Consider the following 13463-nt stretch of genomic DNA (forward strand, 5'->3'; position numbering starts at 1 on the left):
TCTTACGTTTACTTAAAAATGAGAATACAGGGTTAAGAAACCTTGTATTCTCTTGTTGTTGGTTTATTTGTTTGTTGTTTCTTATAGTTTAAAACAAGAAATATCTCTGTCCTAGTGCTACCTCATCTATTGGCTTACAAGTGATTTTCTTACCATCTATACTTACCTCATAGTTCTCTGGATTCACAATAATCTCTGGTGTAGCATGATTGTGAATCATATCTGCTTTAGAGATATTACGACAGTTAGTCACTGGAAGTAATGTTCTAGCGACCCCGTATTCTTCTTGAATACCTTTTTCTAGAGATACCTTAGAGACGAAGTTAAAACAAGTATTAGTTACTGCTTTTCCTAATCCACCATACATCGTTCTTAAGATAATAGGTTGTGGTGTAGGGATAGACGCATTTGCATCTCCCATCTTAGAAGCCGCTATCATTCCTCCTTTGATAATCATCTCTGGTTTCGCACCAAATAATGCTGGTTTCCATATCACTAAATCGGCTATTTTACCTGGTTCTATTGACCCGATATAATTAGATACCCCATGAGCAATAGCAGGATTGATTGTATACTTCGCTACATATCTTTTTGCACGGAAGTTATCATTCCCTGTTCCTTCATCCTCTGCTAGACTACCGATTTGTTTCTTCATCTTATCAGCTGTTTGCCATGTTCTAGTGACTACTTCACCTACACGTCCCATAGCTTGAGAATCAGAACTCATGATACTAAATACTCCTTGGTCTTGCAAGATATCTTCAGCCGCAATAGTCTCAGGGCGAATACGTGAATCTGCAAAAGCTACATCTTCTGGAATATCTTTACTCAAGTGGTGACACACCATCAGCATATCTAAGTGCTCATCGATTGTATTCTTTGTAAATGGTCTTGTCGGGTTAGTTGATGCAGGTAATACATTAGGGTACATTGCAGATTTTATAATATCAGGTGCGTGTCCTCCTCCCGCTCCTTCTGTGTGGAATGTATGGATTACACGTCCATTAATTGCTTGCATTGTGTCTTCTAAGAATCCTCCTTCATTTAACGTATCTGTATGTATCGCTACCTGCACATCATATTGATCTGCTACAGATAACGCTCTATCGATAGTAGCTGGAGTAGCTCCCCAATCCTCGTGTATCTTTACTCCTAAAGCTCCTGCTTCGATCTGTTCGATAATAGGCTGTTCTGTACCTACATTTCCCTTTCCGAAGAAACCAAAGTTCATAGGTAAGTGATCCACAGCTTGCATCATACGTCTAATACTCCATTTACCAGGAGTCACAGTTGTTGCATTTGTTCCATCTGCTGGCCCAGTACCTCCTCCTATCATGGTTGTCACTCCACTGTATAGGGCTGTCTCTATCTGTGTAGGACTGATATAGTGAATATGAGTATCTATACCTCCTGCTGTAACGATATACCCTGCTCCTCCATGTACTTCTGTAGAAGCCCCGATAATCATATTAGGACTCACATCATCCATCGTATCAGGGTTACCTGCTCTACCTACACCTACTATCTTACCATCTTTAATACCGATATCTCCTTTCACGATACCCCAGTGATCAATGATAATAGCTCCTGTAATCACCATATCTAACACGCCTTCATGACTAAGATGATTAGAAGATTGCATCATTCCATCACGTACAGTTTTTCCTCCACCAAACTTACTCTCATCCCCATAACTTGCAAAGTCTTTCTCTACCTCAATGATAATCTCTGTATCTCCTAGACGCACTCTATCTCCTACTGTAGGACCAAAGATTGCACTGTAGTTTGCTCTACCAACTTTTAAACTCATAATGATTTGTTTTTAAAGTACTGTTTCTCTACTTTTTTCATCGCTATAGCTTTAGCTTCTTCAGAGATAGTCTCTCCATTAGCTAAATCGTTATGTCCATATATCTTACGTTCACCAGCATAAGGTACTAAGTCTACCTCTTTTTCTTCTCCTGGTTCAAAACGAACAGCTGTACTAGCAATAATATTTAATCGTTTACCAAATGCCGCAGCACGGTCAAACTCCATCATTTTATTAACTTCAAAAAAATGATAGTGAGACCCTACCTGGATAGGTCTATCTCCTTTATTAACTACTGTAATGGTAGTAATCTCTCTACCTTCATTACAGATGATATCTTCCTCTTTAATAAAATATTCTCCTGGAACCATTTGTTTTCGTATTAAATTATCGAATAGGGTTGTGTACTGTCACTAGCTTTGTTCCATCAGGGAAAGTAGCTTCTATTTGTACATCGTGAATCATCTCGGCAATTCCGTCCATTACATCTTCACGTGTTAATAGTGTAGCTCCATACTGCATTAACTCTGCTACTGTTTTTCCATCTCGTGCCGCTTCTAGAAGCTCACTACTGATATAGGCTATAGATTCTGGATAATTTAGTTTTACCCCTCTAGCCTTACGCTTTTTGGCTAATTCACCAGCCAAGTGCAAAAGCAACTTTTCCGTTTCTCTCGGTAATAAATGCATATATATTTTTAATTAAAATTGAAAAAATAGAATAACACTCCAACATAGATTTAACTATATTGGCTACATATTGATTGATTAACTAAGTAGCAAAGATTTGACCACAATTACCCTGTAGTCATTATTTTTTTTAAACTATCCCATGAGGAATCTTAAGTGACTGATATAGCAAATATTTCGCTCTATGCTGTTGCAGATAAGCAGATACATTGTCCTCACTTAAAACGGGTGTAGTAAAACGCTCATTAAAAACGTATGTATGCAGAAAGTGTAGTACATCACCTAAATCTATTTTATCAGTAGAGAAGTCCTTAGTGTCTAAGGAACTTACATATTCCACCTCTACTTCTATTTGACAAAAAACTTTAGACGCTTCTTTCTTGCTAACTTGATCAGATAACAAAACCTTACCTGATACGGCATAATTCTTCCCTGTCTCTACACGTTGGCTTGCAAATACAAATCCAAAATGAAAGAGAAAAAAACACAAAACGATAATTCGAGATAATGCTTTCATAACAGCGTTATATACCTTGTTCTTAATTATGCCACAAAGATAAAATCTATATACTCCATCTAATAGCACAAATCTTGACTATACTACCATAAAATAGGCAATTGAGAACATAAATCGTTAAACTTGTCCTTATCTTTATGGACATAAAACACACAACAATGAAAACACATAACTATCAAGCTACCATAGAGTGGACAGGTAACAAAGGAACAGGAACTGATAACTACAAGAACTATGAAAGAGATCATACTATTACAATTGATTATAAACCTGCTATATTAGGTTCATCTGACCCTGCTTTTAGAGGAGATAAGACCAGACACAACCCTGAAGATATGCTTATTTCTTCTCTATCTTCTTGCCATATGTTGTGGTACTTACACTTCTGCTCTGTAAATAATATTATTGTAGTAGCATATACAGATCATGTGACTGGTGTAATGATAGAAGAAGTAGATGGCAAAGGTAAATTCACTGAAGTAACACTCCATCCTACGGTAGTTGTAGCTAATAAAGATATGGTCGAAAAAGCAAAAGAACTACATCATAAAGCCAATGAATATTGCTTCATCGCTAACTCTGTGAACTTCCCTATCAAACACAATCCTACTATCCTTGTACAACAATAGACATCTAAGAAGTTCTCGACGGCATTGTTTTAATCCAAAACAATAATACTGAAACCCTAAAGAAATAATTATTCTTACTAGATACTCCACAATACTAATACATATTTCTAAAGAAAATCAAATATCCTATAATCACTACTAAAGAATAAAATCAACTCTTTACTTTATACTATCGCTTCTTTTTAAGTAAACTCTTTGCTGTTGCTTTCCCTTTTTCAGTTAAATAGTATTTCTGGTTACGACTTGTAGGTTTATCAGGAATTGTCAAAGCAATATATTCTCTTTCAAGAGCTGCTTGCAAGTAATTTCTTCTAAAATTATCTCTATTTAATAGCCCTAATTTCTCTTGTAATTCTTCTCTACTGTGTATATCAATAAAAGCTTTTAAAAGCTCTATAACTTGGGGACTATCTTGCATGGTATCTTGCATGGTGTCTTGCACGTTATCATGGATGGTGTCTTGCACGTTATCATGGATGGTATCATGGATGGTGTCTTGCACGTTATCATGGATGGTATCATGGATGGTGTCTTGCACGTTATCATGGATGGTATCATGGATGGTATCTTGCACGTTATCTTGGATGGTATCTTGCACGGTATCATGTTCAATAAGTACAAGAGGTTCTGCTGAAGGAAGGGTAATCTTCAAGAAGTTTTCAGAAAACTGAAAGCAATCTGTACCATAAGCCTGTAATATTCTAGGTACACCTGACCCTAATTGTTCTACTAGATCCAAGTCTTTAAATATTCGCATGATTTCTTTATTTCGAGGTACAGAAAAACCATAAAAAAACTCTTCTTTTGACAGTCCGTCAGGCAATCCTCCATAGGAAGTAATCTCTAGTCGATCATCGAATATCTCAAACTTAGGAGCGATCTCTCGAGTATAATCATTATGTACAAAGGCATTTAAAACAGCTTCCCGCAAAGCGATTACATTCCATAAACGCCTTTCTTTCCTTTCTTTTGCTGTAATTTTAGCTAGAGTCCGATTCTCTACATTTAACTTATCTAGTACTTGGTGAGTTGCTTTTATCAATGATTCATAACCAAACTCATTACTCTCTTCTAACTCTACCCTATCTAGCCCTATATAACGAGCTACTTTAACAGAGACACTATTGCTATCACTCATTAGATAAGCGACATAATTATATTCTTCTTTCTCAGTTAAAAGCTCTAGATTAGTAGCGAACTGCTCATTCAATGTCTTATTGATAAACTGAAAATAGATATGTAGTTGTTGGAACTGTAATTGTTGTTTAGGAGATCTAATCTTACTAATAGAGTTCCTAGTCCGTTTACTATATAAGTCTTCTATTAGTTTAGTGGTCATAGGTTCTGAAGAGCTTCCTATTCTAATAAACGCTCCTTTCTCTGACATTCCATATTTCTTGATATAATAAGGTTTCTCAGATCCTCCTGCTATAATAATTTTTATAACGTTCTTGCACTCTGTATTTTCAACAACTAGATCAAATAGCCCTAAACAGGAAGGAAGTATATTAGTCTTTAACCGATCTTTAATAACTAGTTGATCCTGATCAAGATTCTTTACTCCTATAGGGGTACCTTTATTATTAATACCTATATAGAGTACACCCCCTTCATTGCTATTTAAAAAAGCCACAACTTCTTTTTCTAAATCTGAAGTTAGCTGTTGTTTAAATTCTAGATGCTTATTTTCGAACATAACTTTAGCATTATTAACCACAACTAAAATACTGATTACGAAACCAATAAAATAAATCAATTCAAAGAAGCTTAATCTTTTTTAGCAAATAAAAAACCTCAATAGAATGCATCTATTGAGGTTCTTTAATTGTCACAAATTTAAAATCTGTGATATAAATATCTAAAAATTATATCCTAAAGACACCATCACATTACGAGGTGCGCCTGCGAACACTCTGGTATAATCAAAACCTCCAAGGAAGTAATATTTATCAAATATATTATTCACATTCACAGCCAGTTTAAACTTATCTAAGTGATAATATACTGCTGCATTAGCAGTCATATAAGCTGGTAAATATCCCCATTGAGCATTCCCTTGAGCATCTTTACCTACGCTTTCACTTAGTCTGCGCTGATCTACATAATAGGCTCCTGCTCCGAATCCCACCCCTTTAAGTGCTGTATCTGAAAATACGTACTTTAACCAAATACTAGCTGAGTTCTTAGGAGCTCCAGGTAACAATTGTCCTTCTTCTGAAGCGATAGCAGATTCCTTCACCTCTGTGTCATTATAAGTATAGTTGGCCATAATTTGAAACTCTTTTGTAAGCTGCCCTCTCATATCTAACTCTACCCCTTGAGAGATTACTCTACCTGACTGTCTATACATAGGTAATCCTGCTTCTGTCAACTGTCCTGTACCGATAAGCATATCTCTTCTTTCGATTCTAAATAAAGAGAAATCCATTTGCAGCTGATTATCAAAGAAACCTGTTTTTAGCCCAGTCTCTACCTGGAAACTCTTCTCTGACTTAAAGGCACTATCCGCTCCGTAATCCTTATAATTAGCTACAAAGTTAGCAGCCACTGGCACATACCCCTGAGAATAACTAGCGAAATAATTAATCTTATCATTGATTAAATAAGTTAACCCAACTCTAGGTAGCCAAGCATTCTGAGTCGCTGTAAAAGGAACCTTAGTATCTGTGCTCTCTGACTTATAACTCTCATGTCTCAATCCCAATACCATTTTTAATCTTTCTCCTACAGAGATCTGATCTTGGATATAAACTCCTGTGCTCTTGTAAGGGCTCATAAAAGGATATTGTGTGTTTGATCTCCATACATAACTAGTAATATCAGCACCTTGATATACAGGATTATTCATGTCAAAAGTCAAAGCGACTACCTCTCCATTTTCTTTCTTACTACGCGCCTCGCGTTGGTAGCTATTTTTATCTCCTTTATACTGAGCATAATCTACTCCTACTACGATATGGTGGTCGATATTTTTGCCATATTTATCCCATTTTAAATAAGATACGAAGTTATCCGTATACTCCTTACCATGACGATCAAAGAAGCGTAGATTCACCACTGTGTTCTCTGGCGGGTTAGCATAGGTGTTTAGTGTTCTGTGCTCATTTAAGTCTTCTTCATAGATAGACTTCATATAATTCACATGCAGATTTACATTATCTGTAATACGCTGTGTTAAGCGTCCGCTAAGTGTAGTAGTCTTGGTCTTAAAGTAATCTGAAGGTTGGCTCAAGGTAAAGGTACGTGGCAAAGCATATAAATCTCCTCCCTTAGTACTCATACCTCTATCTAAATAACCATTGAATTGATCAAATACTAGATCTACATCAAAGGTCGTTCCCTCCACTGGTTTAAACGTGAATGAAGGCGCTACTGCAAAGTTCTTGCGGTTATTAATATCTCTAAAGGTTTTAGAACTTTCGTACCCTGCATTTAAGCGATATAATATCTTCTTATCTTTATCAATAGGTCCTCCTACATCAATAGTAGTTCTTAAAGTCTCAAAGCTCCCAGCTGAGAAATTAATTAACCCTTTGTGATTTTCTAATGGTTTTTTAGTAACCATATTAATTGTTCCTCCAGGGGCAATATCTCCAAATAAAGAAGCTCCAGGTCCTTTAAGAACTTCGATACTCTCAAAGTTAATCGTCATCGGCGAACGATAGTAACTCTCTCCAAAACCGTAGGCAGAACGCATTCCATTTATGAGACGAATACCATTGTCATACCCACTTTTAAATCCACGGATAACAAACTCATCATAGACTGACGCCTGTGTTACACCTGCCAAATCAGGAATTACATCTGCTACCTGGAACACTTGTTTGTCCTCCATTAACTCACTAGACACAATAGAAATAGACTGAGGTAAATCCTTTATTCTCCCATTGTACTTTCCTCCTAATACTGTAGAGTTGGTTAAATAAGAATTATTTCTTCTTGCCGTTACTAGAATCTCTTGTAATTGACTCACATCTTCTTCAAGCTTAACAACAAAACCTTCTTTATAGCTCGCTTCTGTAAGTTCTACTGACTTTTGCTTATATCCTAAAGCATTAATCTGTAGTAAAAGAGGAAACTGTACTTGATCTATTGTTGTAAACTCCCCTCGCTCATCACTCTCTTCTACATGATCAGTACCGATCGTAACAGTAGCATAAGCTATGGGATTATTCTTCTCTCCTAATATTCTACCCGATACCTTCTGAGAAGTTTGGGCATTAGAGAGATAAGGAAGTAATAGAGACAATGCTATTATTCCTGATTTATGTAAATATATTTTCATTAGTAAATGTGTTTCTTAATTTATATCCTATATAGGTATTCTCAAGTTTATTATTACTTGGGAATGAATCCGTAGTAAGTCCGTTATGAGTCCGTAGTGAGTCCGTTATTTTGGATAAAATAACGGACTCACCATAAACTTATATTATAATTACTCTATTCTTATTCGGAACAGAGGTATTGTAAAATGGTAGTAAAAACTTACAATCCTGGCTATTTATCCCTAACCGTTCTATCCATATGTAGTGTCTCAAACTCACCATACATCGTCGTTTTAATGAGTTGAAAACCTTGTTTTTGCCAATATTCAAAAGCTCCTGTTAAGAAAGGATGCGTATGTAAATACAACATATCTATCCCTTTCTCCTTGGCTACTTCTAATAAAGCATTAAACAACATGGTTGCTAATCCCGTTCTTCGATAAGCAGGTTCTACAAAAAGACGAGCGACCTCTACGGTACGATTATCTCTATAATCTAAATAGTCAAAACGATAATCATAAGGCATCATTCCTATCACGCCCATGATATTATCATCATGATCTCTTGCCTGTAGAAAACATCCATGAGGGTGTAAAAGATAAGTCTGTTCAAAGTGTAAAAGGTCTCGGGGGACTATAGTACTATCTAACATGGGAAAAAGACCTTTTCTAAATGCTTTGACATATTCTTTTATATCTTGAGCTTGGTGTAACTCTACTTTACTGATCTGAATATTCATAATACCAACTATATTAAAGGCATAAACATAGGTTTGCCTTGATTATCTATACGGTGTAATGGCAACTGATAAGTCTCTTCTAACAATCGGTGTAACTCTTCCCCTTGTACCTCTTGAATATCTATCAACTGTTTGTTTTGCATTAAGTAGAATCGCTCTCCATACATAAACGCAAGGTTGGGGTCATGCATTACACAGAGTACAGTAGTACCTTCTTCCGCCAACTGTTTAATACACTTTAGTACAGCTACCTGATAGTGTAAATCTAAATGGTTCGTTGGTTCATCGAGCATCAACACCTCTGGTTTCTGCACTAATACTCTACACAATAAGACTAACTGACGCTCTCCACCCGAAAGTGAGGTATAAGGCTTATCTATCAAATGAGATAACTGAAAGCGAGATAATATATCGACTACCTCTTGAAAATCTTGTTCTGCAGGAGCAAACTTTGCAAAAGAAGCCCTTCCTGTTAGAATAACCTCTTTCACCGTAAAAGGAAAAGTAGTCTGATGAAACTGATTTAAGAATCCTATACGCATATATTGCTCCTTTCCTAACTTAATCGCTCTGCGTTCTTGTCCATCAAAGCACACCTGTCCGTGATACTTCTTTTCTAAACCTGCTAGAATATTAAACATCGTAGACTTACCACTTCCATTTCGTCCTAGTATAATAGAGAGTTTTCCTCGCTCAAAAGACGCATTCACCCTGTCTAAGACTACTTCTTTAGCGTAAGAGAACACTAAGTCTTGTATTTCTATCAACTGTCTCATGCGCTCCAATTGGTTAAACTCTTTTTCATCAAATAAATAAATATAGGTGCTCCTATAATCATGGTAAACACGCCTACAGGAATCTCAAAAGGCATTACAGCACGAGAGAAATCATCTATCAACAATAGAAAAGACCCTCCTATACTGATATTGGCCCAAACACCAATATTGTTATTAGGTCCGAATACCATTCTACTCATGTGAGGCACGATCAGTCCGAATAGACTAATCACTCCAACTGCGGCTACCGAAGAAGCTGTAATCATCGTGGCTACACAGATAAGAACAAGCTTTAAATACTTCGGATTAACTCCTACCGCTAAAGCTTCATTATCTCCTAACGACAAAAGGTTAAGCTTCCAACGCAGTAATACAATTATAAATAAACCCAAAAGTATAGGTGCAAATGCAGTGTATACTTTAGACCAAGAAGCAGTGTGTAAGTTTCCCATTGTCCACTGCACTATAGCTTGTAGTTTATAAGGGTCACTCATATATTGTAACAAGGTTAGTAAAGCTGTAAATACTCCTGATACGATAATTCCTGACAAAACCATACTTACTATAGAAGTACGACTCCCTGCATAAGATACTGTATAAGTCAATGCTACAGCACATATCCCAAAGGCAAAGGCAGATAGATTAATCGATATAAAAGGAAATAGCATAGCTAGAGCAGCTCCGAAGGCAGCTCCTGAAGAGATACCTAAAGTAAAAGGGTCTACTATAGGGTTGCGAAAGATGGCTTGTAACACTCCTCCTGATACAGCAAGAGAAGCTCCTACTAGAAAGGTTAAGATAATACGAGGCAAACGCACTTTCCACAAAATAGTCTCTATCGGGTCTGTAGAAAGTTCTGAACTACTAAACCACTTCACAGCATGGCTAAATAGTTCTGCTGGAGATAAAGTCCCCGTAGTTCCCAACATAAGAGACCCTATTAATAACCAAATAGGGATAATCCACAATAACCCAACTTTAATGCTATATCTCATATATGGTTTATTTCTGACCTTTTGTATTGTATAATATATTCATCGCTTCATCTATCTCTGCTCTTAGTGCATCTTCTGTGTACTCAGGGTAACTCCATTGACGAACTTGTTTGGCAAATAATAAAAACTTCACTGTGTGAGGATCGTATAAGAATGAAGGTTTCATGACCTTTACTTGTTTATTTACTACTGCTGGTAGATTAGCTAATTCACTTAACCCATATACATCACGTTCATTAGAGTTCCACAGAAGAATGATATCAGGATTCCACTTGTACAGCATCTCCGCTCCTACATTAGGAGCTTGCATCTCTAAAGGGCATGCATTAATAGCACCGGATAATGTAATCGCCATATCCATCAAAGTACCTTTACCCGAAGTAGAAAGTACTCGTCCTTTAGACCAAGCGTAATATACTTTCTTTGGGCTTTCTACTTTAGAAGCTTCCATTTCTGCTACTTCTTTTTCTATATAATCTGTGATTTTAGTAGCGCGATCAGCTTTCCCCAATAGTGTTCCTATTCCCTTAAGTTCACTGATAATTCCTTTTTGGTCTTCACTTGCAATGGTAAATACTGCGATACCTAGGTCTTCTAGTTGCGCTACAGCTTCTGCATCTTGATCAAAAGTGATGACTAAGTCTGGCTGAAGTCCTATAATCGCTTCTACATTAGAAGACCCTCCACCGAAAGTAGGTGTAGCAATCTCTTTCTTAGCCATACGACTATCTAAAGTAGATAGAAAAGAGAAAGTATCTTCATTCAAATAAATTTGTTGAGGAATACCCACTAGCTTCTCTTGTGCATCTAACATAAATACATCATCTACCAGAGCCTCGTATAAAGCTACTACTCTAGTAGCAGGCTTAGATAAACGAACCTCTTTACCTCTACTGTCTATAGTTACAAGTTCTGTTGAGGTTGGTTCTGTAGATTGTGTTGGCTCTGTACTTTGTTTACACGATTGTAATAATACAAGTGAAAACAATACAGTTAATAAATATCTTAATTTCATAATTCTTAGAATTTACTCGTCACGGATTGCAAATCCGAGACAACTGAGTTGCGGTTTACAGTTAACGGATTATAGTTTACAGTTTACAGTACAATCGGCCTTCTGCTTCCCGTTCCCTGTTTTCAGTTCCCTATTTACTGTATTTTTTTTTAAGCAAATGTTGTGTGAACAACTGTCTCTTTTCTAATACAATATTATTTGCAAACTTGCTTACTAATTGTTCATATAGATTACCGTCATAAGGCACTAAGAAGGTGTTGTCTCCTTCTATAAACACAGGTAGATGTCTATTGCCTATATAAAAAGAGAAGTCAGCTACCTCATGCCCTTTATCCGATTTAAACTGTATTGCTAAAATTGGTTTAACAACTAGTTGAGCTATTAATTCTCCTTGACAATACAATGCATCTCCATGTTGCCAGTCTCTATCCTCTTTCAGCAGATGTAGTTCAACCCCGTTAGTAGTCAATCGATGAAATAGATGCTTTTGTGTTTCGAACCATTCGATTTCAAACACATCTATTCCCTCGACAATTCGTTCACGAGGTTGAATATCATCTATATAAATTGTTTGTTGCATAAGTGAGTTACTCAGCTGCGTTTGCTTTTTTAGCTTTTACACGTTCTTTTAACCATTCGCACCACTCGTCTATCCCCTCTCCATTCGTTGTACTAATCGTCAATACTTCGATATTCGGATTAACCTCTCTAGCATCTTTCGTCACATTCTCTACTGTAAAAGGAACATAAGGAAGTAAGTCGGCTTTAGACACTAACATTAACTCACTAGTCAAGAACATACGCGGGTATTTCTTCGGTTTGTCATCTCCTTCTGTAGTCGCTAATAAAGTAACTCTATAGTCTTCTCCTAAATCGAAAGCAGATGGACATAATAAGTTCCCTACGTTCTCTATGAATAATAAATCCGTTCCTTCTAGGTCAATATGATCTAGAGCTTGAAGAATCATCTGTGCTTCAATATGACACATTCCTCCTGTTACGATTTGAAGTGCATTTAAGCCTACTTCTTTCATACGAACAGCATCTCTATCAGTCTCTGGATCTCCTACTAATACTGATATGTTTAAGTCTTTTCCTAGACGTTTACCTGTTTCTTGCATTAAAGTCGTCTTACCAGAGCCAGGAGAAGAACAAACATTAATAACACAAACATTCTTTAAGCGTTCTCTAATAGCATTAGCTACAAAGTCATTTGCTTTTAACAAGTGTAATGTGGTATTATCACATTGTAATGAACCTACGCGATTTCCTAAACTTTTTGGATTCGATGCCATAAATAATGATTTATAATGATTGTTTAAATATTACTTTTGAAATATATAATTCGTTGCCTTGTACAATATCAGCTGACGGAGTACCACATGGGCAAACAAATCGGTGATACTCTACCTTAAAGTCTTTATCACAACTGTGACAGTGCGCTATGATATCATTGACCACCACCTCTAACTCCATGTCTCTATAGACCTCATTATCGATGATAAAGGCATCAAAGGCGTTCTGTATCAGCACAGGCTGTACATTAGATAACAACCCTGCTGTGACCTGTATTTTCTGAATATCTTCTACTTTAGCCTCATAGTGTTCTTCTAGTGTAGAAAAGATATCTTTCACGATTGACAATTCATGCATCGCTTTACATTTTAATTCTATATATACTCTACTATAACAGATAAAAAGGTATCTACAATTTTTAGACCCTTTTTTGTTTAACTGTGAAACTTGAAGTAATTCTTTACAGTTAAACTGTTTTTTGATTAGTGTGGATTCTCGCTGATTAGGTCAGTACTATTCTTTTCGGTTTGAATAGACACTAATTTCACTTTTCTTTACAAAATACTTTAAAGTGGCATTTCTAAGAATTGCTGTTATTAATAAATCAAAACCAATCACATACTAGCCACGCCCCCTTTATTAACGGTACAAATGTAAAAACACTTCTCTATCAAGAATAGCACAAATCTTGACTATACTACCATAAAATAGGCATTCACATTTCTTTAAGA

At 36.4% G+C, this 13463-nt stretch carries 14 protein-coding genes; 1 reads left to right on the forward strand and 13 read right to left on the reverse strand.

Annotated elements, in window-relative coordinates; genetic code table 11:
- Positions 1–88 precede the first annotated feature (88 nt).
- The 4 genes from ureC to MPR_RS11290 form a co-directional block, all read right to left on the reverse strand.
- Positions 89–1810 (reverse strand): urease subunit alpha, encoded by a 1722-nt coding sequence (gene ureC / locus MPR_RS11275; RefSeq protein ID WP_041892670.1) that lies wholly within the window; start codon positions 1808–1810, stop codon positions 89–91.
- Positions 1807–2181 carry an urease subunit beta gene (ureB, locus tag MPR_RS11280; protein WP_006258219.1) on the reverse strand — a complete coding sequence of 125 codons (375 nt, stop codon included), beginning with the start codon at positions 2179–2181 and terminating at the stop codon, positions 1807–1809. The genes ureC and ureB overlap by 4 nt, the downstream gene beginning before the upstream one ends.
- A gap of 16 nt (positions 2182–2197) precedes the next feature.
- Positions 2198–2500: an urease subunit gamma gene (gene ureA / locus MPR_RS11285; RefSeq protein ID WP_006258220.1), complete on the reverse strand. Its 303-nt coding sequence runs from the start codon at positions 2498–2500 to the stop codon at positions 2198–2200.
- A 130-nt stretch (positions 2501–2630) separates the two neighbouring features.
- A complete protein-coding gene (locus MPR_RS11290; protein WP_025125060.1) occupies positions 2631–3017 on the reverse strand; it encodes a hypothetical protein in 387 nt (128 codons plus the stop codon).
- A gap of 158 nt (positions 3018–3175) precedes the next feature.
- Between MPR_RS11290 and MPR_RS11295 the strand changes: the two genes are divergently transcribed.
- Positions 3176–3646, forward strand: a complete 471-nt coding sequence (locus tag MPR_RS11295; RefSeq protein WP_175469364.1) for an OsmC family protein — start codon at positions 3176–3178, stop codon at positions 3644–3646.
- Between the two features lie 169 nt (positions 3647–3815).
- On the opposite strand, the gene MPR_RS11300 is transcribed toward MPR_RS11295, so the two are convergent.
- The 9 genes from MPR_RS11300 to MPR_RS11340 all read right to left on the reverse strand — a co-directional run bounded on the left by MPR_RS11300 (position 3816) and on the right by MPR_RS11340 (position 13089).
- Positions 3816–5342 carry a Fic family protein gene (locus tag MPR_RS11300; protein ID WP_041895443.1) on the reverse strand — a complete coding sequence of 509 codons (1527 nt, stop codon included), beginning with the start codon at positions 5340–5342 and terminating at the stop codon, positions 3816–3818.
- Between the two features lie 162 nt (positions 5343–5504).
- A complete protein-coding gene (locus MPR_RS11305; RefSeq protein ID WP_041892673.1) occupies positions 5505–7931 on the reverse strand; it encodes a TonB-dependent receptor in 2427 nt (808 codons plus the stop codon).
- Between the two features lie 212 nt (positions 7932–8143).
- Positions 8144–8650 carry a GNAT family N-acetyltransferase gene (locus tag MPR_RS11310; RefSeq protein WP_041892675.1) on the reverse strand — a complete coding sequence of 169 codons (507 nt, stop codon included), beginning with the start codon at positions 8648–8650 and terminating at the stop codon, positions 8144–8146.
- Positions 8651–8658: 8 nt separating this feature from the next.
- Positions 8659–9426 (reverse strand): ABC transporter ATP-binding protein, encoded by a 768-nt coding sequence (locus MPR_RS11315; RefSeq protein ID WP_041892678.1) that lies wholly within the window; start codon positions 9424–9426, stop codon positions 8659–8661.
- Positions 9423–10421: a FecCD family ABC transporter permease gene (locus MPR_RS11320; protein ID WP_041892680.1), complete on the reverse strand. Its 999-nt coding sequence runs from the start codon at positions 10419–10421 to the stop codon at positions 9423–9425. Before MPR_RS11320 ends, MPR_RS11315 begins: the two co-directional genes overlap by 4 nt.
- 7 nt (positions 10422–10428) lie before the next feature.
- On the reverse strand, positions 10429–11436 hold the full coding sequence (locus MPR_RS11325) for an ABC transporter substrate-binding protein (RefSeq protein ID WP_041892682.1): 1008 nt from the start codon (positions 11434–11436) through the stop codon (positions 10429–10431).
- Between the two features lie 130 nt (positions 11437–11566).
- A complete protein-coding gene (locus MPR_RS11330) occupies positions 11567–12016 on the reverse strand; it encodes an urease accessory protein UreE (RefSeq protein WP_041892685.1) in 450 nt (149 codons plus the stop codon).
- A 7-nt stretch (positions 12017–12023) separates the two neighbouring features.
- Positions 12024–12731, reverse strand: coding sequence for a hydrogenase nickel incorporation protein HypB (gene hypB / locus MPR_RS11335; RefSeq protein WP_006258231.1), 708 nt, complete (start codon positions 12729–12731; stop codon positions 12024–12026).
- A 10-nt stretch (positions 12732–12741) separates the two neighbouring features.
- Positions 12742–13089 carry a hydrogenase maturation nickel metallochaperone HypA/HybF gene (locus MPR_RS11340; protein WP_006258232.1) on the reverse strand — a complete coding sequence of 116 codons (348 nt, stop codon included), beginning with the start codon at positions 13087–13089 and terminating at the stop codon, positions 12742–12744.
- Positions 13090–13463: the final 374 nt, after the last annotated feature.

The organism is Myroides profundi, from assembly GCF_000833025.1.
Lineage (GTDB): Bacteria > Bacteroidota > Bacteroidia > Flavobacteriales > Flavobacteriaceae > Flavobacterium > Flavobacterium profundi_A.